The organism is Mesorhizobium tamadayense (assembly GCF_003863365.1).
Taxonomy (GTDB): domain Bacteria; phylum Pseudomonadota; class Alphaproteobacteria; order Rhizobiales; family Rhizobiaceae; genus Mesorhizobium; species Mesorhizobium tamadayense.
This window is the reverse complement of the sequence record NZ_RQXT01000040.1, coordinates 43,041-65,119: the sequence shown is the minus strand read 5'-3', so window position 1 is coordinate 65,119 and position 22,079 is coordinate 43,041. Positions and strand designations below refer to the sequence as shown.

General features: G+C 63.7%; 21 protein-coding genes and 1 pseudogene. 5 read left to right on the top strand and 17 right to left on the bottom strand.

What is annotated here, in order from left to right:
• Window positions 1-91: 91 nt before the first annotated feature.
• Window positions 92-358: a hypothetical protein gene (locus EH240_RS26510; RefSeq protein ID WP_125004148.1), complete on the bottom strand. Its 267-nt coding sequence runs from the start codon at window positions 356-358 to the stop codon at window positions 92-94.
• Complete coding sequence (locus tag EH240_RS26505; protein ID WP_125004146.1) at window positions 355-696, bottom strand: hypothetical protein; 342 nt, start codon at window positions 694-696, stop codon at window positions 355-357. The genes EH240_RS26510 and EH240_RS26505 overlap by 4 nt, the downstream gene beginning before the upstream one ends.
• 110 nt (window positions 697-806) lie before the next feature.
• Here EH240_RS26505 and EH240_RS39715 point away from each other — a divergent pair.
• Window positions 807-920 (top strand): annotated as a pseudogene (locus EH240_RS39715) (helix-turn-helix domain-containing protein); the annotation flags it as partial.
• A gap of 66 nt (window positions 921-986) precedes the next feature.
• Here EH240_RS39715 and EH240_RS26495 read toward each other — a convergent pair.
• From EH240_RS26495 to EH240_RS26470, 5 genes are all read right to left on the bottom strand, one after another.
• Complete coding sequence (locus tag EH240_RS26495; protein WP_125004144.1) at window positions 987-2,162, bottom strand: ABC transporter ATP-binding protein; 1,176 nt, start codon at window positions 2,160-2,162, stop codon at window positions 987-989.
• Window positions 2,155-3,297, bottom strand: coding sequence for an extracellular solute-binding protein (locus tag EH240_RS26490; protein WP_125004142.1), 1,143 nt, complete (start codon window positions 3,295-3,297; stop codon window positions 2,155-2,157). Before EH240_RS26490 ends, EH240_RS26495 begins: the two co-directional genes overlap by 8 nt.
• Window positions 3,294-4,136 (bottom strand): ABC transporter permease, encoded by an 843-nt coding sequence (locus EH240_RS26485; protein ID WP_125004140.1) that lies wholly within the window; start codon window positions 4,134-4,136, stop codon window positions 3,294-3,296. Before EH240_RS26485 ends, EH240_RS26490 begins: the two co-directional genes overlap by 4 nt.
• A gap of 47 nt (window positions 4,137-4,183) precedes the next feature.
• Window positions 4,184-5,062, bottom strand: a complete 879-nt coding sequence (locus EH240_RS26480) for an ABC transporter permease (protein ID WP_125004164.1) — start codon at window positions 5,060-5,062, stop codon at window positions 4,184-4,186.
• A 225-nt stretch (window positions 5,063-5,287) separates the two neighbouring features.
• Window positions 5,288-5,719, bottom strand: a complete 432-nt coding sequence (locus EH240_RS26470; protein WP_125004136.1) for a lipid-binding SYLF domain-containing protein — start codon at window positions 5,717-5,719, stop codon at window positions 5,288-5,290.
• 364 nt (window positions 5,720-6,083) lie between these two features.
• On the opposite strand from EH240_RS26470, the gene ftsZ reads away from it, so the two are divergent.
• Complete coding sequence (gene ftsZ, locus EH240_RS26465) at window positions 6,084-7,076, top strand: cell division protein FtsZ (protein ID WP_125004134.1); 993 nt, start codon at window positions 6,084-6,086, stop codon at window positions 7,074-7,076.
• A gap of 410 nt (window positions 7,077-7,486) precedes the next feature.
• On the opposite strand, the gene EH240_RS26460 is transcribed toward ftsZ, so the two are convergent.
• Complete coding sequence (locus EH240_RS26460; protein ID WP_125004132.1) at window positions 7,487-8,209, bottom strand: haloacid dehalogenase type II; 723 nt, start codon at window positions 8,207-8,209, stop codon at window positions 7,487-7,489.
• A 128-nt stretch (window positions 8,210-8,337) separates the two neighbouring features.
• A complete protein-coding gene (locus EH240_RS26455) occupies window positions 8,338-9,273 on the bottom strand; it encodes a DMT family transporter (protein WP_125004130.1) in 936 nt (311 codons plus the stop codon).
• A gap of 209 nt (window positions 9,274-9,482) precedes the next feature.
• On the opposite strand from EH240_RS26455, the gene EH240_RS26450 reads away from it, so the two are divergent.
• Window positions 9,483-10,373: a LysR family transcriptional regulator gene (locus tag EH240_RS26450; protein ID WP_125004162.1), complete on the top strand. Its 891-nt coding sequence runs from the start codon at window positions 9,483-9,485 to the stop codon at window positions 10,371-10,373.
• A gap of 50 nt (window positions 10,374-10,423) precedes the next feature.
• On the opposite strand, the gene EH240_RS26445 is transcribed toward EH240_RS26450, so the two are convergent.
• From EH240_RS26445 to EH240_RS26410, 8 genes are all read right to left on the bottom strand, one after another.
• On the bottom strand, window positions 10,424-11,743 hold the full coding sequence (locus tag EH240_RS26445) for an HlyD family type I secretion periplasmic adaptor subunit (protein ID WP_125004128.1): 1,320 nt from the start codon (window positions 11,741-11,743) through the stop codon (window positions 10,424-10,426).
• 3 nt (window positions 11,744-11,746) lie between these two features.
• A complete protein-coding gene (locus EH240_RS26440; protein WP_125004126.1) occupies window positions 11,747-13,516 on the bottom strand; it encodes a type I secretion system permease/ATPase in 1,770 nt (589 codons plus the stop codon).
• Window positions 13,517-13,569: 53 nt separating this feature from the next.
• On the bottom strand, window positions 13,570-14,997 hold the full coding sequence (eglC, locus tag EH240_RS26435) for an endo-1,3-1,4-beta-glycanase EglC (protein ID WP_125004124.1): 1,428 nt from the start codon (window positions 14,995-14,997) through the stop codon (window positions 13,570-13,572).
• Between the two features lie 343 nt (window positions 14,998-15,340).
• Window positions 15,341-16,132: a pyrroline-5-carboxylate reductase family protein gene (locus EH240_RS26430; RefSeq protein WP_125004122.1), complete on the bottom strand. Its 792-nt coding sequence runs from the start codon at window positions 16,130-16,132 to the stop codon at window positions 15,341-15,343.
• A 67-nt stretch (window positions 16,133-16,199) separates the two neighbouring features.
• Complete coding sequence (locus EH240_RS26425) at window positions 16,200-16,904, bottom strand: SDR family oxidoreductase (RefSeq protein ID WP_125004120.1); 705 nt, start codon at window positions 16,902-16,904, stop codon at window positions 16,200-16,202.
• 267 nt (window positions 16,905-17,171) lie between these two features.
• Entirely contained in the window at window positions 17,172-18,401 is a 1,230-nt protein-coding gene (locus EH240_RS26420; RefSeq protein WP_125004118.1) for a patatin-like phospholipase family protein, read from the bottom strand.
• A 180-nt stretch (window positions 18,402-18,581) separates the two neighbouring features.
• On the bottom strand, window positions 18,582-19,025 hold the full coding sequence (locus EH240_RS26415) for an SRPBCC family protein (protein ID WP_125004116.1): 444 nt from the start codon (window positions 19,023-19,025) through the stop codon (window positions 18,582-18,584).
• Window positions 19,026-19,140: 115 nt separating this feature from the next.
• Window positions 19,141-20,040 carry an SMP-30/gluconolactonase/LRE family protein gene (locus EH240_RS26410; RefSeq protein WP_125004114.1) on the bottom strand — a complete coding sequence of 300 codons (900 nt, stop codon included), beginning with the start codon at window positions 20,038-20,040 and terminating at the stop codon, window positions 19,141-19,143.
• A gap of 107 nt (window positions 20,041-20,147) precedes the next feature.
• Between EH240_RS26410 and EH240_RS26405 the strand changes: the two genes are divergently transcribed.
• Together EH240_RS26405 and EH240_RS26400 are read left to right on the top strand one after the other, a co-directional pair.
• On the top strand, window positions 20,148-20,867 hold the full coding sequence (locus EH240_RS26405) for a FadR/GntR family transcriptional regulator (protein WP_125004112.1): 720 nt from the start codon (window positions 20,148-20,150) through the stop codon (window positions 20,865-20,867).
• Window position 20,868: 1 nt separating this feature from the next.
• On the top strand, window positions 20,869-22,071 hold the full coding sequence (locus EH240_RS26400) for a mandelate racemase/muconate lactonizing enzyme family protein (protein WP_125004110.1): 1,203 nt from the start codon (window positions 20,869-20,871) through the stop codon (window positions 22,069-22,071).
• Window positions 22,072-22,079 lie beyond the last annotated feature (8 nt).

Sequence of the window (22,079 nt, the reverse complement as noted above, 5' to 3'; positions counted from 1 at the left end):
AGCCTGCTGGACTACCGGGCCAGCCCACCTCAGTCACAACAGAAAAGGCCGTGAGTGCAGATGGAACGGCCTTTTCACAACACGGCGGAGCTCAATAGCTTGTTTTGGGCGCTGCCGTTGTCGGCGCCGCTGCTTTAGGCGCAGCAGCCTTCGCAGTGTGCTTCTTGTGCTTCACCGGGCACTTGTGCGTCTTGGTCGGCTTGCAAACCTTTTTGGTGGCAACCTTCTTCGGAGCAGCCTTCGCCGGAGCGGTGGCAGCCGGAGCAGCGGTTGTTGTGGCGGCTGCGTTGCCGAGGACCGGCATGGAGAAGGCGAGAGCAACGGCGAGGCCGAGGGCGGAGAGGAGGGACTTTTTCATGGTTTTTTCTCCTTGCTAAGCAGGTCGGTTTTGGGTGTCACCGCATCGGGATCGATCGGCGTCACGCCAAGCAACTTCAGAGCGTTTGCGAGCATCCGGATTCCCTGCGCCTCCTTCTTTTTGGCGCAGAACCGGTTTCCCTTTCTTTGCAGTGCTTTCGCCGCAGCGACCTGCGTTGCCGCAGCATGGGTTTTGAGGGCTTCGTCAACCTGGCGGTTGAGATTGGCGCAGCGCTCGGTCCGGGTTGTCGCAACCTTTGCCTTGCCGGCTTCAACCGGGCCGATGCCGAGCGAAATGCCGAGCAACGCACCCATCAAGCTGATCGAGAACCTTTGCATCGCTGGTCGCCAATCCGAACAAGTGCTGCATTGCCGCAGCCGACGAACGACCCTCCACTCAATTATACGCTTGAATGATTTCTGGAGTTTTTCTGGTATGTTTCTGAATTGTGTCTGAGGCGCTGCTGGAAGGCAGCGACCTGCAGATGGCTGAAATCGCGGACCGATGTGGCTTCGGCAATGCCGGGCATTTCAGCCGGGTGCTCCGTCAGCACACCGGCATTACGCCAACCCACCAGCCGGTCGGCGAACCGATCGCTCCCGTGATGGAACAGCAGCGCGGCGCGGTCTTACGAAATCCGCTGCCCGCTCTCGTCGAGCAGGACGCAGCCGCCCGGATCGAACCCGACCTCGATGGCCTCGCCTTCGCGAGCGACGCGGCCGTTGATCGGCGCGTTGGCCCGCACGCTCGTCTTGCCGCCGATATCGATCTCGTAGATGGCGCTGCCGCCGAGATAGGAGGTCGAGACGACACGGCCGGACAGCCGGTTTCCGCTCGCCGCCGCGCCGACCGACAGTTTTTGCGGCCGGACCACGACGGTGACCTTGCTGCCGGGCGCCAGCGGCCGCGGCGACATCACGTCGACCGTCTGGCCGGCGGCGAGCGCGACCGCCGTCGTGCTATCGGATCTGCTCACGGTGCCGGCAAGCATGTTGGCCTTGCCGAGGAAATCGGCGACGAAGGCGGTGGCGGGCCGCTCATAAACCTCCTCCGGCGTGCCGATCTGCTCCACGGAGCCGGCGTTCATCACCACGATGCGGTCCGACATGGAAAGCGCTTCTTCCTGGTCGTGCGTCACGAAGATGGCGGTGATGCCGGTTGCCTTCTGGATCTTCTTGATCTCGACGCGCATCTCCTCGCGCATGTTCGCATCGAGCGCCGATAGCGGCTCGTCGAGCAGCAGCACCTGCGGTTCGAAGACGATGGCCCGCGCCAGCGCGATCCGCTGCTGCTGCCCGCCCGACAGTTGCGAAGGCAGCTTCTTCTCGCTGCCCGGCAGCCGCACCATGTCGAGCGCCTGGCCGACCTTGCGCGCGATCTCGGGCTTCGGCACGTTGCGGTATTTCAGGCCGAAGGCGACGTTGTCGAACACGGTCTTGTGCGGGAACAGCGCGTAGCTCTGGAAGACCAGCCCGATGTTGCGCCTATAGATCGGCACGTCGTCGACACGCCGCCCGTCGATCATGATCTGGCCGCCCGAAATGTCGACCAGGCCGGCGATGGAGCGCAGGATCGTCGTCTTGCCGCAGCCCGACGGCCCGAGCAACGTGACAAAGCTGCCCTTGCGGATCGACAGCGAGAAATCGCGCACCGCGACGAACTTGCCATAGGCGATGTCGATGTCGCGGAACTCGACCGCCGGCTTCGCCGCGCCCATGCCGGAGGCAGGTCCGCCGGCGGCGGGGGAGGGTGCCCCGGCCGAAGCCGGCCGGGGGTCTGATGACGATACGCGGCTGTCAGGCACCTTTCGCGATCCTGTCCCACTGCTTGGTCCAAGCGTCCTCGTTGGTCGCCCAATAGACCGGATCGGCGAACGTCAGCGCCTTCATCGAGCCCGTCTTGTCGAAGGCCGGCAGCTTCTCGATCTTCTCGGTGAGCTTGACCTTTGTCGGGTCGAGCGACGGCGGATAGCTCTGGCCCTCGGCCACCGCGATCGAGGTCGCCGGATCGAGCATGAAGTTGATCAGCTCCTCGCACTCGGCCATCGGCGAGCCCTTCAGGATCAGCATGTCCTCCATCCAGGCATAGGAACCGGCCGGATCGAGATAGCCGATCGGATGGCCCTGGTCCTGCAGGGCGGCGACGCGGCCCGACCAGGCATCGGTCACCACGATCTCGCCCTTGGACAGCAGGTCCATCAGCTCCGCACCGGAGCTCCAGAACTTCTTGGCGAGGTCGCGCGTCTCGCGCACCTTGGCCCAGATCGTCTCCATGTCCTTGATGTTGTTGGGGTCCTGTCCGGTAGCGAGGGCCGCGTACCAGACGCGCGTGGTCATGTCGGCATAGCCGCCGACCTTGCCGGCGTATTTCTTGTCGAGCAGCAGGCCCGCACCTTTCTCCTTCGCCTCCTCCGGCGAGATCACCTTGGTGTTGTAGGCGATGCCGGTGGTGCCGTAGTCGTAAGGCACCGCCGAGAGCTTTGGCGTCAGCTTGCGGAACGGCTCGATCATCGGCTGCAGCACATTCGCCATGTTGGGAATGTTGGCCTCGTTGATCTCCGAGTTCATCCCGGCGTTGACGTATTTGATGTAGTAGTTGACGCCGGACGAATGCACGATCTGGAAGTCGCCGGGCTTCGCCGTCTTGATCTTGGTGATGATCTCGTTCTCGTCGCCGAATGTGCCCTGGACCACCTTGATCTTGGTCTTGGCCGTGTAGGGCTGGAAGGCATATTTGTCGATCGCCTCCTGCACCGTCCCGCCCCAGCCGTCGAAGCGCACCTGCTCGACCGCGGCGAGGGCCTGGCTCATCCATGGCATCGAAAGGCCCGCCGAGGCCGCAGCGACGGCGGTCAGGCTCAGGAAAGTGCGGCGGCTGAGATCGCCGTTGGCGTAGCGGTCGTGCAGCCGTTCCAGCCGCTTGGTGGTGGACATTTTCATCGTGCTTCCTCCTTTGGTTCGTCTCGTCTTTTCAATCTGGTCAGGCTTTGTAGGATCAGGCCGCCGATCAGCGGGATGCCGACGGTCACCAGGATCATGACGGTGCCGAGCGCGTTGATCTCCGGGCTGATCGAGATTTTCAGCATCGAAAGGATTTGCGTCGGCATGGTCTCGACGCCGGCCGGCCGCCAGAACAGGCTGGCCGAGGTGTTGTCGAAGGAGATGGTGAAGGCGAGCAGCGCGCCCGCCACCACGGCCGGGATAAGCAGCGGCAGCGTGATCTCGCGGAAGGACGAGAAGCGCGAAGCGCCGAGCGAAAGTGCCGCCTCCTCATAGACGCGCCGGATGCCGACCATGCGCGCCTGGGTGATCAGCACCACATAGGGCACGGCGAGCAGGATATGGCCGAGCACCAGGAGAAGCATAGTCCGCGGCTGGTCGACCGCCTTGATCAGCACCAGGAGGCCGACGCCCAAAATGGTTTCCGGCACCAGCGCCGGCAAGATCACCAGCGTACTCAGCGTCTGCTTGCCGGGGAATTCGAAGCGCACCAGCGCGAAAGACGTGACGACGCCGATCGCGGTGGTGACGACCGCGGTGACCAGGGCGATCCACAGCGACGTGCGGAAGGCGGCCAGCACCGCCTCGTTGGCCATAAGCTTGCCGTACCATTGCAGGGAAAAGCCGGTCATCGGGAAGCCGCCGAACATCGAGGCGTTGAACGACAGGATGACGGTGGCCACGATCGGCGCGAACATGAAGATGTAGACGCACAGCGTCACGAAGCCGGTCAGCCGCCAGGCCCATCTGCCTTCCTTGTTCGGCCGCCCCACCTTCATTCGCCCAACCCTTTCATCCGGCCAATCTCCTCATCTGCCCAATCCCCTCATCCACCGAGTCCCTTGACGATCTGCGACATGCCCATGTAGCGGGTGTAGATGGCGGCGAAGAAGCCGAGCACGACGAACAGCACGATCGACAGCGTGGCGCCCATCGGCCAGTTCAGCTCGCTCATGATGGTGTCGTAGATCAGATTACCGAACAGCGCGTCGCGCCCCGAGCCCAGAAGCTGCGGCGTCACGTAGCTGCCGGCCGCCAGCACGAAGCAGAGCAGCAGGCCCGCCGCGAGACCGGGCAGGGACAATGGCAGCGTCACCTCGCGGAACGCCTGCGCGCTGGTGCAGCCCATCGAGCGTGCGGCCGCAATCAGCGTGCGGTCGATGCTCTCCAGGCTCACATAGACGTTGAGGATCATGTAGGGCAGCAGGAAATGCAGCAGTCCCATGATCACCGCGCCCTCGGTGTAGAGCATCGGCAGCGGCTCGCTGATGATGCCCATTCTTATGAGCGCCACGTTGATGACGCCCTGTTCGCCCAGGATGTTGATCCAGGAAAAGGTGCGGATGGTGAAGCTTATCCAGAACGGCACGATCAGCAAAAGCAGGAGCAGCCATTTGTGCTTGAAGCTGGTGGCCCAGATGAAATAGGCCGGAAAATAGCCGAGCACGCCGCATAGCAGCGCCGTCATGGCGCCGACCCTCAGCGTCTTCAACAGGAAGCCGTGATAGTAGCTGTCGGTGAGGAATTCGTGCCAGTTGGCGGCGGTCAGTGCGCTGGTTTCCACGCCGGCGGTGACGAAGGTGAAGAAGGTATAGACCGCCATCACGGCGATCGGCAGCACCAGGAAGAAGATCAGCAGCAACAGCACCGGCGCGATCAGCATCGAGGCCAGCCGTGGATCATACAAGGTCCATCGATTTTTCATGCTCACCCGAAGGTCCGCGCTTTCTTCGAAGCGCTTCTTGTTCCCGCGGGTCAGATTGGGTGATTGGGAGCGCGATGTCTACAGGCGGCGATTGAGCCAGAGAGACATTCACTTTTTGGCGAGTATTGGCGAGCGCCGCGCCTCCGCTCGAGCTCGCGAAGGCGAGGGTCGACATCGGAAGTGGCCCTTCTCACCTCCGGACATTCGGTTCGGCTGGACCGGCCCTTACTTCAGCCCGATACTCATGCCGCTGAGATCGGCGTTGACTTGCAGGCCTACCTGCCGGCCTGTGAGTTGGAGTTCGGCGCCCTTGTCATTGGTCATGACGATCACCTGCGCGCCTCTGCCGAGCGCGCCGCCCCCGCCCGCCGCGCCGTACACCCCCGCCACGTCGCGGGCGCGGCGAATGTGGCGCACGGTACCTTTGAAATAGGTCTTGGAAGCACCGAAGGCGAGGCCGCCCGAGATGCCGCCGATCGAGATGGGATAGTGGCGACCGTGGAAGGTCAGCGTTCCCTCGCCACCGGAGCCGCCGATGAAGAAGGCCGCCTTGTAGACGGAAAAGCGGATCGTGCCGCTGTCGGCGTGCGCGGCGCTGGCAAAGGTAACGCCCGCGGCCGCGATGAGGGCAACCGCGACTGAACGAAATCTGGACATGATGAAACTCCTCAAGGGCGCCGCTTGCCCAACCGGCCGGGCACGTCGGCGTCGTGTCAAAGCTATAGCTGAACAGTCTCGCGCGTCTTTGGTTCCAAGGCTCGCGGACCGAATCCGGCTGCGAGAAGACGGCCACGAAACGAGGCGGATGGCGAGCATGGTTGCGGCTGTGAGAACGGCGGCCGAACGGTGGGGATCCGCCCGCGCCAGCGATAAAGGCTCGCACCAGAACCTGCGGTGTGGCGGCCCGGCGCTTGCGATCGCGACTCCCGTCTGATCCTCTATCGAAGGCGGAGTTGCTTTGATTCGCTTGCTCCTTGCTCGTGCAAAGGCCGGCATTACGCGCATCCAGATGGAGGATAGCATGACCGCTACCCCGAACATTATCGAGTTGAAGCCCAGGATCGCCGTGATCGGTGTCGGCGGCGGCGGTGGAAACGCCGTCAACAACATGATTGCCCAGAACCTGCAGGGTGCAGAGTTCATTGTGGCCAATACCGACGCACAGGCGCTTGCCATGTCGAAGGCTTCCCGGCTGATCCAACTCGGCGCCGGCGTGACCGAGGGCCTGGGAGCCGGCTCCGTGCCGGACGTCGGTCATGCGGCGGCCGAGGAATCGATCGGCGAAATCATGGACCACCTTGCCGGAACCCATATGTGTTTCGTGACCGCCGGCATGGGCGGTGGGACGGGAACAGGCGCCGCTCCCGTTATTGCGCATGCCGCGCGCGAGGCCGGCATTCTGACCGTCGCCGTCGTCACCAAACCGTTCGTCTTCGAGGGCAGACGCCGGATGCAGGCGGCCGAGGAGGGCATCGAGCGGCTGCGCGAATGCGCCGATACCGTGATTGTCATCCCGAACCAGAACCTCTTCAGGATCGCCGATGCCAAGACCAGCTTCGCGGACGCCTTTGCCATGGCCGATCGCGTCCTCTACGCGGGCGTCGGCTGCATCACTGACCTCATCGTCAAGGAGGGACTGATCAATCTCGACTTCGCCGATGTGCGCTCGGTGATGCGTGGCATGGGCCGGGCGATGATGGGTACCGGAGAATCCTCAGGTGAGGGGCGGGCGAAGGCCGCCGCCGAAGCAGCGATCGCAAACCCGCTTCTTGACGAGGCATCGATGGGGGGCGCCAGAGGCGTCCTCGTCTCTATTTCCGGTGGCCCGGATATGACGCTATTCGAGGTCGACGAGGCAGCAACGCGCATCCGCGAGGAAGTCGATGCCGATGCCGACATCATCGTGGGCGCCATATTCGATGCGGCTCTGGAAGGAAGGTTCAGGGTCTCCGTCGTCGCCACCGGACTGCGGCAAAAGGTACAGGTGGTCGAATTCGAGCAGAGACTAGCCTGAAGGAAAGCTTGCGCATTCTCGGGCACCGCGGCCATAATCATATGGGCGTATTCGCGGTTAGGCCCGTATGGTCCTTATCCCAACGTGTCGTCACCTCGACAGTGCAGGGTTGTTGCCAACCGGCTCGAGCAGCCCCGAAGCCTGTAGGGCAAAATTGCGTTCGGTGGTCGAACGCCGGGTGCTGAAAACAATCGGGCCGATCAGTCACGCGGGTCCGGGTCAGACCCAAGTGGTACGATTGCCGGTTACGCTGAAACAGCGCCATAACAGCTGGAGAGAACACGGTTTCAACCGCGCGTCTGACCCATAGCCCGATCTTGGTAAGCCATGGGTCCGATTGTCTTTTTTCCAGACCGTGTTCGGCAGCAGGCAGGTGCCGTCGCGCAATAGATGGCCTGACGGCTCGGGTATCAGGCACCCAATTCTTCAGTGTGGGCCTTCACGAGGTCAGCCATGCTGTCGAAGCGGAAATCCACCTTCGGCATGTCGCCGGGATGCATCGTGGCGCCGAAGCCTTGATCGGCGTGCCGACGATAGATCCAGCACGACGCGAGACCTAAGCTGTTGGCGGGAGCGTGATCATGGAACATGCTCTCGGCCGTGTGCAGGACCTGCTCATCCCCCACTCCGATTGTCCTGAGCTTTTCGAGCATATAGTCGAAGTTGCGAGCGGAAGGTTTGTAGGAACCAATATCCTCCGCCGTGTATATCGCGTCGAAATCGACACCAAGCTTCTTATTGCTATACGAAAGGCTATAGTTGTCGACGTTGGAAAGGATGATCAGCTTGTAGTGCTGCTTGAGATATTGCAAGGCTTTCGCGGAGTCGGCAAAGGCCGGCCAGTCCTTCACGCTTTCGCCATAAGCCATGCACTCCTCTGGAGTGATGACGACCCCCCATTCCTCCGCAAGCCGCTTATAGACGATCGCCAGAAGGTCGCGGTAGCGTTTTTCGGGAGTCCATTTCTGCTGACTGGATTCGTGCCGAGCGTGCGCCTGCAGTATCTCGTTGCGGCTTAAGCGACGACCAGCCCGCTCAGTCAGCGGCTTCAGGCCGTCGATCATGCCGCTTTCCCAATCAATGAGCGTACCGTAGCAGTCGAATGTCAGGGCCTTGAAATCTGTCAGCTTCATTGGGGGTATCTCCTTGATGTCAATGATTGGATCGACGCTGGAGTAGATCTCGATCGATCATGAGGTCGATTTCATCCTCGGTGATACCGAGCGCCGAGATAAGGCTCCAACGAGCGTTCATCGACTGATTAGCCGATGGTCTGCTCGACCGAGCCCAAACCTGCCCCGGTCCTTCGATGCCGCGCTCCGCGATGAGGTGGCCAGACCCCGAACAGTGTCACCGCAAGGCCGAGGAACATCGCCTCCGAAAGCGGCTCGCCGAACATCGACCAGCCCCAGAGCATCGTCACCGGTGGGCTAAGATAGATCACGCTGCTAACCTGCGCGGCCGGGTAAAGGCGCAGGCTTGCGTAATACGTGCTGTAGCAGAAGAAGGTCGAAAACAGCACCAGCCAGGCGATGCCGAACTCGTAACGGGTGTCGAGAGGCGGCATCAGCCCGCCGTTCCATCCGGCACAGACGGCGAAAGGGATCGCGGCCGTCAGGCATTGAATGCAGAGGCTCTGATGGATGGGCATATTGATCATCCCCATCCGCTTCTGCACTACCGTTGCCAGCGCCAAAACCACCATGGAAGCGACCGTCAAGAGATATGCCCAGGCCGGGGCCGTCCCGAGAGTCAGGCTGTCCAGCGAGACGATGAGCACGCCGGTCGCTCCGAGAGCCATTCCGATCCATTGTCTCCCGCTCAACCGGTGACCCAGAACCGGCCGCGACAAGGCTGCGATAGCGAGAGGGACAAGATCGGAAATGAGAGCGACGAGGCCGGTCGGCACGCGCTGGCCGATGGCAAGCGCGAAGCCGCCCAGATAGAGGAACATCATTGCCACGCCGAACATCATCTGCTGGATCAGGGAGTGCGCGCCGATGCGCGGCCCGATCAGAAGAGCAAATGGCAGAAGGATCAATCCGGACATCAAAGTCCGCCAGAACAGGACCAGCATGACATCCGCGTTCTCGCAGGCGTAGCGGATGCCGACGAAACCGGAACTCCAGCTGAGGACCAGGGCTGTCGCCATGATCGGCCATACGAGGGGATGGGTCTTGTTCTGCAGGAGCGTCATTGGCTTCTTTTTTCAAGCGGCGCCCGTGCTCCGGAAGTGGATCAGGGCCAACGTTCGGCCCAGATTTATGGCGGCATGCACGCACGGTTGCACATGACAAATTTCGATACGTCCATGAAATAGCCATGAAAGATGGCATATCGTTTGCCTTGAAAACCAGTTCCGCGTCACGGGTTGGCGCGTTGGTTTTGTTTCGAACGAGGATTGTCATGGCTGGAGCTATGAGCCGCCGCCTGGATGTCGATGCCTTGCGGGCGTTGCTCGCGATCGAGAAGCATGGCGGCGTGACGCGTGCGGCTGAGATTCTGGGTTTGTCGCAATCGGCTGTCAGCCACAAGATGAGGAGACTGGAAGCGAGCCTCGATTGTGAAATCCTCAACCGGAAGGCTAATGCGCCGATGTTCACCACGGCCGGGCACGATCTCCTGGGTTACGCGCGGCGCATCCTGGGAATCCATGACGAAGCGATCCTGAGCCTCTCGAAAAGCACGCTGCATGGCAAGATCGCGCTGGGAATGACCGAGGATACGACCTGTACGGACCTCTCACGCATTCTTGGCCGGTTTCGCCGGCTCTACCCCGAGGTGAGCGTCCGTACGCAAGTGCGCATGAGCCTCGTATTGCAGGAGCAGCTCAGCCAAGGAACCCTCGACGCCGCCATCGTGCAAGTATTCCAGCACGAGGTCCGCCCCGCTGACATCGTCCTGTACCGCGAAACGCTGCACTGGGTGAAATCTCCCGACTTGGTTCTATCGAAGGAAAAGCCAATCCCGTTTCTCTCCTTCGACGAGAACTGTTTCTATCGGCGTTGGGGGCTCGATCTTGGGCAGGACGAGGGAACGGTGTTCGAGACCGTGTTCGAATGCTCCAGCGCGGCGGGCATCATTGCAGGCGTGACCTCGGGGCTCGGCGTCGCGCTCTTGAGTCAGCGGCACCTGCAACCCGGTATGGAGATTGTCGACAAGGACTTCCCCAAGCCCCCGGATCTGGCTTACGTGGTCAGGCGCGCGCGCAACTCCCGAAATCCCGCGCTGGAGACTTTGGTCAGGGAAATCGAAGCCGAAGTAAAACGTTACGGAGCGCTTCAAATCGCCGTCTGAGTGATGCTGCCGCCGGGAGAGGAACTGTGCGCGCATGGCGGCCCGCCCGCCTACCTCTCCGCAAACGCCCGCGCGAACGAATCCATCATCGGCCGTGCCAGATATTCGAAGAAGGTCCGGTCGCCGGTGTTGATGAAGGCCTCGACCGGCGTTCCGGGATAGAGCTGCTCGGCCTTCACGCCGGGCGGCAGGGCGTCGGCGATCTTCAGCTTGGCGCGGAAATAGGGTTCGTGCGTCGTCTGGTCGATCAGCCGGTCGGCGGAAATCTGCGTCACGGTGGCCGACACCTCGGGCGTCAGGCGCATGTTGAGCGCCGACAGCCTGAGCTTCGCCGGCTGGCCGACGCGGACCTGGTCGACGTCTTTCGGCCGCAGCCTGGCATCGACGTTGAGGCCCGACGCCGTCGGCAGGATCTCCATGATCTTCTCGCCCGGCGCGATCACGCTGCCCCTGGAATTGTAGGTCGACGACACCACGATGCCGGCGGCCGGCGCCTTGATCGTCGTGCGCTGAAGCACCGCTTCGGCCGCCCGCATCTGCTCCTCGATGTCGGCGAGGTTGGTGCGGACCTCGTCGAGCTTGGTCAGCGCTTCCTCCACGCGCTGCGTGGTCAGCCGCTCGACTTGCACCTGGGCTTCGACGATCTGGGAGTTAGCCGCGGCGAGATTGGCCTCCAGCGCGCCGGCCTGGCCGACGAGGTCGGCCTCGCTGCGCAAAAGCTGCGAATATTCGGTGCGGTTGGTGAGGCCTTTGTCCAAAAGGCCGGTCTTGATGCCGAGCTCCTTTTTCACCACCTCGGACTGCTGCTCGATGGCAAGCTTCTGGGCGTTCAATCCCACGACCGACTCGCGATGCATGGCGACCCGCTGCGCCATGATCGATTGCTCCGACCGGAACCGGGCAAGCCTGGCGTCGAACTCCTTCTGCTGTTCGCGAAGCAGATTCTGGAAATCCTGCTGAAACGGCGCGGGTGCCGCCTCGGCGATCGGCGCCAGCCTGTCCAGTCCGTCGCGTTCGGCCTCCAGTCGCGCCGTCGTGGCCCTGAGCGCGATCGACTGCCTCGTCAGCCGGTTGAGGTCGGCCTGCGCGGCCGTCCGGTCAAGAAGGATGAGGTCCTCGCCCTGCCGCACGCGGTCGCCCTCGTGGACCAGCAGCTGCTGGACGATGCCGCCCTCGGGCTGCTGGATCAGGATGTTGCCGCCGGTCGCCGAGATCGTGCCTTGCGTGATCACCGCGCCGGACAGTGGCGCGCTCATCGCCCAATAGCCGAAGCCGCCCGCGAAGACTGCGATTGCCGCATATCCCGCAAAGGCCACGCGCCGGAAATCGGTGCGTGGCTGGCCGTTCCAGGCGAGGCTCTCGACTGTCATCGTCTATGATCCGAAGCGGATGCCGTGCGCGCGGATCGTCGGCGCGAACGAGCCTGTCACCACCGTGCCCTGCTGTGCGGGCACACTTTTGCCGGCGCCCTTGCCGGTGCCTTTGTCGGGTGCCGGCTGCCGCAGCACCTCGCTGCTTGGGCCGAAGGCTTCGATCACGCCGCCGCGCAAAAGCATCACGCGGTCGCAGGCGGCGGCGATGGAAGGACGATGCGTGATCACGATCGTCGTGACGCCCGCGGCCCGCGCGGCGGCAAGCACCGCCTCGAGCGCCGTTTCGCCGCTGCCGTCGAGATGGGCGCTCGGCTCGTCGAGGACGAGGATGCGCGGATTGCCGTAGAAGGCGCGCGCCAGCCCGATCCGCTGGCGCTCGCCGCCCGACAGCGTCCTGTCCGACGGGCCGATCCTGGTCTGGTAGCCGTCGCGCTGCGCCAGGATCAGCTCATGCGCCTGTGCGCGCCTAGCGGCCTCGATGATCGCGGCATCGTCTGCTTCCGCCTCGAAGCGGGCGACATTTTCCGCGATCGATCCGGGAAAAAGTTCCACCTCCTGCGCCAGGTAGCCGATCTTTCTTCCGAGCTGGCTTTCGTCCCAGCTCCTGAGGTCGGCGCCGTCGATCCTGACCGAGCCGCCGGTCGGCTGGGCGGCACCCACGAGCAGCCGCACCAGCGTCGATTTGCCGGCGCCGCTCGGACCGATGATCGCCACCGCTTCGCCGGCGCCGATTTGGAAATTCAGCCGCTTGAGGATGGGTTCGGTGCCGGGCTGGGCATTCGGCGCCATGAAGAAGACGTCCAGCACGGAAATCGCGCCCGACGGATCGGGCAGGGCCAGTTTCCGCGCCTGTGCCGGCTGCGCCGCAAGCGCCTTTTCCAACCTTGTCCACGCTTGGCGAGCGTCGACGATCTGCCGCCAGGAACCGATCAGCTGGTCGAGCGGCTGCAGCGCGCGCGACGACACCAGCGAGGAGGCGAAGATCATGCCGGCCGTCATCTGCCCTTCGACCACCAGCCATGCGCCGGCGCCGAGGATCGCGAGCTGTAGCATCATGCGCAGCGCCCGCGAGGCGCCGCTGAAGATCGCGTTGGCGCTCGCGGAGCGGTCGTGCAGGGCGAGCGCTTCGGCGACGTGCCGCCCCCAGGCCCGCGCGGCGTTCTCGACCATGCCCATGGCGCGCAGCGTGTCGGCATTGCGGGCGAAGGCCTGCTCCGCCTGGCTGGCGACGGCCGAGCGTTCCGCGGACAAGGCATCGTTCCTGCCGATGGCAAGCTGGTTCGCTGCCACCAGGAGAACGAGCAGCACCGTGCCGGCGAGCGTCACCCAGAACAGCACCGGATGGATGAGATAGAGCAAAGCGAGGAAGACGGGAGCGAAGGGCAGGTCGAACAGCACCGCCACGCCGCGCGACCGGATGAAGGCGCAGACCGAGGCGAGGTCGCGCAGCGGCGACAGGCCGCCGGCACGTTTGGGCGCGAGGGACGCGGCGAATGTCGTCGCGCCCAGCTTCTCATCGACGGTCGCCGCGACGCGCTGGGTGTAGACGGCGCGCACCGCGTCGAGGAAGCCGAGAAAGGCGAGCGCCATCACCGCGATGGCCGAGAGGTAGAGCAGCGTCTCGACGCTGGAGGAGGGCAGCACGCGGTCATAGACCTGCAGCAGATAGAGCGGGATTACCAAGAGCAGGATGTTGATCAGCAACGAGAAGACGCCGACATCGGCAATGGCGCGCCTGAACACCGGCCGCAAGCTCGACTGCCTGGTCATTCCCGCATTCCCGCCCGTATTCCCGCGAAGTGATCCTGAAGCATGGGCGGCTGCTATGCCGTGTGCTCGCCCGTGACGTTCAGGTGGCTCTGCTGCAGATCGTTCAGCGTGTAGGCGTGGATGTAGTCGATCTTCATCTGAGCCGGCGTCGCGAGATGGTCCGGCGGCGCGCCGGCCTGACCGCCGATCGCAAGATCGACCAGCATGTACATAGGCTTGTTCATGTCGGAGGGCGTCGCCGCTTCCGCGACCTGCACGCCGTCATAGGTCCACACCAGCTTATCGGGCGTCCACAGCAGGCCATAGGTGTGGAAGCCGGCGGTGTCCGAGACGTTCACCGTCGACCCGACCTTGGTGTGCGTTCCCGTCTCATTCGTGTGCGCGGTCATCAGAAGCGAGTTCGGGCTCTGGCCGTACATTTCCACGACGTCCAGCTCCGGCGGCCAGGAGCCGTCTTCGGGCAGCAGCCAGAAGGCCGGCCAGGCGCCGGTATTTTCGGGCAGGTCGGCTTTCATTTCGAAATAGCCATAGGTCTGCGAGAAGCTATCGTGCGTCGTCAGGATGCCCGACGTGTACTCGTAATTGTTGATCAGCGGCTTGATGTCCGCCGGCGCCTGCGCCGCGGTGATGGTGAGCACGCCGTTGTTGACGCTGAACGGATGGACGGAACTTGTCGGGCCGTAATTGGCGTCGATATACCATTGCAGCTCGTTGTTCTGGGTCAAGGTGCTGCCGTTTGGCGCCCCCCACCAGAAGTTCGTATCCCAGGTGCCGCCTTGGGCGTTGTGAAGGTTCAGCGTGTTGAACTCGTCTGAGAAGGACAGCGTCATTCCGGACTTGTCGATCGGCAGCTCGAACTGGCTGGGCTGCAGCTTGTCGATGGTTGTGTCCTTGAACTCGAGGATCTCGCCGGATCCGAGGTTCAGCATGACGTTGGGTCCCGCCTGGATCATGTTCGAGTGGATGGCGTCGAACGATGCGAACCCATAGCCGTTAAGGCGCACGGTATCCGTCGCCGCAAAATTGGCGATCAGGTCGCTTCCGTTGCCCTTTGAGACGATGAAAGTGTCGTAACCGCCGCCGCCGTCGATCAGAACGTCATTTCCCGCGCCGCCGTCCAGCGTCTGGTGCCCGGCCTTGGCGGTGATGATGTTGTCCAACCCATTTCCGAAAGCATAGTTACCGGCCTTGGTGACGACGAGATTCTCGACGTTGTCGGGGAGCTTGTAGCTCATCCATGTGCTGATTGTGTCGATACCTGCACTGCCGGCCTCCGCCACCTTGTTGCTCGCCGCATAGAGGTAATAGATGTCGTCGCCGTAGCCACCGTGCATGGTGACGTTCACACCGGATGCTCCGTAGAAGGAGTCATTTCCGGAGCTGCCGTACAAGTCCGGTCCGGAGCCTGACGCCGAGTACCAATGGGTGGAAGCGCCGCTATAGGGAAGAGCAACGCCTACTGCGTTGACGATGGTGGTCATCGGTCACTCCCTCCGTGCTGCCTGGCTCCTGGAACACGCTATGCGCGTTCCGTCGACCAGTTCCAACCAACTTCTAATTCAAGTGATAGTTCCAAGGAATAACCAAATAGTACAGAGGAAAAATTTTCCTTTATCGATTAATTCTTCAGAATAGATAGAATAAGACAGCGCTAATGCAATTTTAACGTGAAGCCTAGTCAATTTTATACAATATTGCTGAATTCTGCCGAATTGTTAGGCAGACCGTTGCGGACGAATGCATTTGCTGCGGGCTCGGCCGTCTCATCTGAGCAACGGTTCGAAATCGGCGGATGGATGGCTGACGTGGCGGACCGTCACCCGCTCACGCCTTGCCCATCGCGATCGACTTCAGGAGCGCCGCCGCCAGCCCCTTCGCCACCGCCTCGTCGAAGCCCGCCTCCCGCATCGTCTCGATCGCGGCCGCTGTCGTGCCGCGATAGCCGAGGAAGGCTTCCACCGTGTCGGCGGGAGAGGTGTCGTTGAGCTCGAGCAGCCGGCCGGTTCCGGCAAGCACGGTGTTGACGGCGCGCCGCGCGACGTCGGCCGACAGGCCGAAGGCAATCGCGTCGCGCATCATGGCGTCCGCCAAGAGGGCGGGGAAGGCGGGGCCGGAGCCCGTGAGGCCGGTGAGGTAGTCGATGTCGCGCTCGGTCGCCACCTCGTCCTGCACCCCGCAGGCGTCGAAGATCGCGCGCAAGATGGCGCGGTCCGCTTCGGTCGCATCGCTGCTCGCGATCCACGGCGTGTAGGATTTTGCGACCTCGGCCGCCGCGTTTGGCAGCGTGCGCGCGACGCGGCTTGTGCCGTGCTTCTCGCCGATCTCGGCCATACGGATGCCGGCCATCACCGAGATGACCAACTTGCCTGTTGCGTCCAGCCCGAGCGACGGCCAGTCCTGCGGCCGCACCGAAAGCATGATGACGTCCGAGCGGTCGGCGAGCGCCTGGTTGTCGTCGGTCAAGAATGCGCCGGAGAAGCGGCCGGGCTTGGCGCTGCGATAGGACAGGGTAAGGTCTTCCGCCCGCACCACCCCGGCCGAAAGCGCAGCACCCGCGATGGCGCCGCCCAGCCAGCCCGCGCCGCCGACAATGCCCAGCTTGAATGAAGCGTTCATGTCGCTGCTTCCCGGTGTTCTTCTCGCCGAACCTCAGGGTAGTAGAGGCAGGCCGCCATTCAAGCGCTCAGAACCCCCGCATCAGGCCGCCGTCGACGCGGATGTTCTCGCCGGTGATGTAGGCCGCACCTTCTGAAGCGAGGAAGGAGATCGTCGCCGCCACTTCTTCTGAAGTGCCGTAGCGCTTCATCGGCACGCTCCGGCGACGCTCCTCGGTCGCCGGCAGGCTGTCGATCCATCCCGGCAGCACATTGTTGATGCGGATGTTGTCGGCCGCATAGGTGTCGGCGAAGATCTTGGTGAAGGCGGCGAGCCCGGCGCGCGCCACCGCCGAGGTCGGGAAGGCCACGCTCGGCTCGAACGCCCACGCGGTCGAGATGTTGATGATCGCGCCGCCCTTTTGCTTCTGCATCACCGGCGTCACCAGCCGCGCCGGGCGCACGACGTTCAGGAAATAGGTGTCGATGCCCTTGTGCCAGTCCTCGTCGCTGATCTCGATGATTTGCGCGCGCGGCCCGTGGCCTGCGCTGTTGACCAAGACGTCGATGCGGCCCCAGCGCGCAATCGCGCCGTCGGTGAGGCGCTTCAGGTCCTCGTTCGACTGGTTGGAGCCGGTGACGCCGAAGCCGCCGAGCTCTTTCCCCAGCGCCTCGCCCTTGCCGGAGGAGGAGAGCACGCCGACCTTGAAGCCGTCCGCCGCCAGCCGCTTCGCCGCCGCCGCCCCCATGCCGCTGCCGCCCGCCGTCACCAGAGCTACCTTTTCCGCTGCCATGTCGCAATCCATTCGTTGGGGCGGGGAGGCCGCCTGTTGATGAATGCGCCTCTGTTAGCACGGACCGCTGCGAGGCACGAACCCGTTTGGATTGCGCCACGACGGTGATTTGGTGAAAGCGGCGGAGCGCGTGATCTCCCCCCTTTGTGGGCCCGTGTGGGGGAGATGCCCGGCAGGGCAGAGGGGGGCGCTGTCCCGCCAGCGAATGCGCACCTGGGTTCCTCTCCCCACTTTGTGCGGGCGAGGAAACCAAGTCTCCCAATGCCCTCAAATCTTGAAAACACTCATCAGCGCCTTCGACACCACCGCGCAGCGGCCGGGCTTCACATCGCCTGTTTTCAGCAGCACGCCTTTGCCCGCCGGCGGCGCCGGCGCGTACCAGCTCCGCAGCGCCTGGTCGCTGGCGCAATAGCCCCAGTTCACCAGGTCGACCGTTTCCTTGGCCCCGAGGAAATGCAGCGACGTGCCGATATCGGCGGGCGCGATTGCCGCGCTCTGCACGAATGTCGGCTCCGCAGTGTCCGGCTTGCTGGTGATCGACCAGTAGACGCCGCGGGTGGCGGCATAGTCGGGCCGGGCCGCGTCATTGGGCAGGGCCTCGGCATCCTTCGCCGCCTGGAAGCGGGCGACGAGATCACGCCGCCGCAGCGAGCGCACCTGGTTGTCTGTGGTGTCGAGCACCCGCTTCAACTGCGAGAACCAGTTCCAGTAGCCAGAGCCCGACGCCTGCCAGGGCGCGCCGGCGTCGCTGACCAGCAGCCAGCGGCAGCGCTTCAGCGCCGGCTCGATGCCGTGATTGTCGTAGACGCCGCCATCGGTGAGCACGGCGCGCCCGGCCGGGATCGGCGGGCCGACGCTCGCGTCGAGCCTGTCGTTCTCCCACTCGAATTGCGTGAGATCGAGCCTGAGCGGCGACAGGAACGGCGGGAAGGCGGATGACGCCGCGACCGCGGTCGCGACGGGCAAGTCCGCATGCTTGGCCACGCCGATCCGATAATCGGCGATGTAGCGGTTGGACATGCGAAACAGCGAGCCGGTGCTGAGATTGCTGGAGCAGAACACGAACCAGGGACGTCCGATCAGGCTCTTCAGCGTCGGCCCCGAGCCGTCGAACAGGTGGCGCTCGTAGGAGGCCGCGACTTCGCGCGCCGCGCTCGAAAACGGGTTGAGCACGCCCTTGAGGATCGAAGGCGCGTCGAGGAAGACCTGCGAGAAAGCGAGGATCTTCGTGAGGTAAAGCTCGTGGAAATTGCTGGCGACGCCATTGGCGAAGGTGAGGCGCGGCCAGAGAACCGCCAGCAACCCGGCGGCGATCGAGCCGCCGGAGACCGAGCTCACCATGTCGATTTTCGCAAGCAGGCCTGCCTCGTTCAGCCGGCAGAGCACGCCGGCATGGAACAGCATGGCGCGATAGCCGCCGCCCGACAGGCAGAGGCCGAGATCGTAATGCTCGATCTTGTCGTCGCTCGGTGATGATCCGGCCGGATTCGGCTCCATCGCGGCCCCCCTGCCTGTCCGTTCGGCGCATTCGAGCTCGGCTTTGCTCAATCCAGCCCAACGCAGCCATTCTGGCAAGCGGGGGAAACGCGTAACTTCACAAATTGGAAATCGGGCCGCGTGCCGGCCGGGACATACTTCGATGTCGCGGCCGGCCGCAATAGGCATCGCAACCGGTTGTTACTGATTGATCTCCGGCTCGACGAGCCTTGCCAGGTTCTTGAGCGATTCCTGCCAGCCGAGATAGCAGGCCTCGGCCGGAATGGCGTCCGGTATGCCGGCCTGGGTGATCTCCATCTCCGTGCCGACCGAGACCTTCTTCAGGCTCACGGTCACCTGCATCTCGCCGGGCAGGTTGGGATCGTCGAACTTGTCCGTGTAACGGACGAGCTCGCCCGGAACCAGCTCGACATAGTCGCCGCCGAAGGCGTGGCTGTCGCCCGTGGTGAAGTTGCGGAAGGACATCCTGAACGTGCCGCCGACCTTTGCTTCCAGGTGATGTACCGTGCAGGTGAAGCCGTTCGGCGGCAGCCATTTCGCCAGCGCGTCCGCCTCGATGAAGGCGCGATAGACTTTCTCGGGCTTGGTTGCCAGGACGCGGTGCAGGCGGACGGTGCTGGGCATATCGTTTCTCCTCTGATTGCCGGTCTATGTTCCTATGACGAACGAGGCTTGGCCAGTCCGACAGCGATGGAGAACTTTTTTGAACGCTGCTGCCGATCTCCCTCTCGCGGCAAGATTACCCAAACCGATTGCCCGGCACGCCCCGCACTCCCGGACGTAGCGCGAACAGGCCGCCCTCGTGCGGGTTTGCGCCGAGATGCTCCGCGCTCATCGTGAAGCGGGCGGAGGTGACGAACAGCGTATCGAGGTTTGGGCCGCCGAAGGCGCAGCTCGTCGGCCAGCTGCAGGGCAGCTCGACAATCCGGTCCAGCCTGCCGTCGGGCGCGATGCGGGCAAGGCAGCGTCCGCCCACCACCCGGCAGTTCCAGACATAACCCTCGGCGTCGAGGCAGGAGCCGTCCGGCAGGCCGCGCTCGAAACCGGCGAAGAAGGGGCGCGTTTCGCCGAGCCGTTCCGCCTCCCTGTCCCAGTCATAACTATAGAGCGCGTTTTTCATCGTGTCGGCGGTGATAAAGCGCCCGTCAGGCAGCCACACCATGGTATTGGTGATGCCGAACCGGTCTTCACTCAGGCTTCTCACATTGCCGTCCGGATCGACCCGGTAGAGCCGGCCCTCATCGCTTGTGATCGCCATCGGCGCGTCGTCCGGACCAATGTTGTTGGCCATCGTGCCGATCCAGAACGAGCCGTCCGGCGCGACCACGCCCTCGTTGAGCCGTGTTCCCGGCCGGTCGGGCTCGATCGCCGCGATCGTCTGGAACGGCCCGCCGAAATCCCACAGTGCAATGTCCTTGCGCAGGCCGACAATCGCGCCGCCGTCCTTGCGCAGGCCGACCGAGGTGACAAGGTCGCTCGTCGCCCAGCTTTCATGTGCTCGGCTCGACGGGTCCAGCTGATGGACCCTGCGGCCGATGATGTCGACCCAGACCAGCCTTTCACGGCGCTCGTCCCACACCAGACTTTCGCCGACAACGTCGCGCGCGTCGAAGATCAGGCTGGCTTTCATTTCGAGCATGAGGGTGCCTCCGGGCACACATCCAGAAATCGGCTTGACATATATCTTTTGCCTGAACTATGAGCAATTCAATAACAACCTGTCATACAGGTTTTCGAGGGAGCGGAATGCAAGAGCAGACGGACCCACCGGGTGAGCCGAGTCCTGGCCTGGTCAGCACGGCGATCCAGGCGATCACCCAGCACATCCGCTCGGAAGGCTTGGCGCCGGGCGATCCGCTGCCCAGCGAGGCTGCCATGACGCGCCAGCTCAACGTCTCCCGCACCGTCGTGCGCGAGGCCTTCCGCTCGCTTTCGGCCATGCGCCTGATCGACCTGAGCGCCGGTCGCCGCGCCACCGTCGCCAAGCTCGACACCGGCGCCATGTCGATGGTCATCGAGCACGGCATCACCACCCAGCAGATCAGCGTCCAGCAGGTCTATGACGTCAGGCGTACCATCGAGATGCGCACCGTCGCGCTGGCGGCGCTCCGCCGCACCAAAACGGAGGCCGCTGCTATCGCCGACGCAGCTCGGCTGATGCGCGAGAATTTCAAGAATCCCGAGACCGTCATGGAGCACGACATCGCCTTCCACGAGGCGATCGCGGCCGCCTCGCACAATCCGGTGTTTTCGCTGATCGTCACCGCCTTCAGCGGCGTGACGCGACGCACCTGGGTCATCGGCTGGCGCACCCGCTCGTCCGACGAGGACCAGCTCAAGATGATCAAGGGCCACGAGGACATCGCCGACGCTATCCTCAAGGGCGATCCGCGGCTGGCGGCCGAGCACATGGCGCAACATTTCGACAAGAGCGTCAAGGCGCTGCTCGATGCGGGGATTGCCTGACATGAAGATCCGCGCCATCGAGACCGTCCGCATCGAGGAGCGGCCCAACCTGCTCTGGGTCGAGGTCCATACCGACGCTGACATCACCGGCCTCGGCGAGACCTTCTACCTGTCGCGCACTGTCGAGGAATATCTGCACGAATATGTCGCGCCCAGGGTGATCGGCCGCGATCCGCTTGCTATCGACCTTTTGGCCGCTGATCTGGTCGGCTATCTCGGCTTCCGTTCCAGCGGCGCCGAGGTGCGCGGCAATTCCGCTTTCGACATCGCGCTGTGGGACATTTTCGGCAAGGCCACCGGCCAGCCGATTGCCCAGCTTCTGGGCGGCTTCAGCCGTCGCTCGATCCGCACCTACAACACCTGCGCCGGCACCGAATACATCAAGGACGCCAAGGGCCAGACCACCGCCAATTACGGCATCGGCGCGAAACGGGACTACGACGACCTCAACGCCTTCCTCACCCGCGCCGGCGAACTGGCCGAGGAGTTGCTCGAGGACGGCATCACCGCCATGAAGATCTGGCCGTTCGACCACGCAGCCGAAAAGACGCGAGGCAACGACATCTCGGCGGCCGACCTGAAGGCGGCGCTCGAACCCTTTGAGAAGATTCGCAAAGCCGTCGGCGACCGGATGGACGTCATGGTCGAGTTCCACTCGATGTGGCAGCTCCTGCCGGCCATGCGGATCGCCGAGGCGCTGAGGCCCTACGCCACCTACTGGCACGAGGACCCCATCCGCATGGACAGCCTCGGCGACCTGAAGCGCTATGCCGCGGCGAGCCCCGCGCCGATCTCGGCCTCGGAGACGCTGGGCAGCCGCTGGGCTTTTCGCGACCTTCTGGAAACCGGTGCTGCCGGCATCGTCATGCTCGACATCTCCTGGTGCGGCGGCCTGTCAGAGGCGCGCAAGATCGCCGCCATGGCCGAGGCCTGGCGGCTGCCGGTGGCGCCGCATGACTGCACCGGTCCGGTCGTGCTCGCCGCCTCGACGCATCTGTCGCTGAACGCGCCCAACGCGCTCGTCCAGGAAAGCGTGCGCGCCTTCTACCGCACTTGGTACCGCGACCTGGTGACGGCACTGCCCGAGGTGAAGGACGGCATGATCACCGTGCCGCCGGGGCCGGGGCTGGGGCTGGCGCTCAGTCCCGATCTTGGCAAGGCCTACACCGTCCACCGCCGCGTCAGCGACAAGGCGGACATCTAGAAAGATCC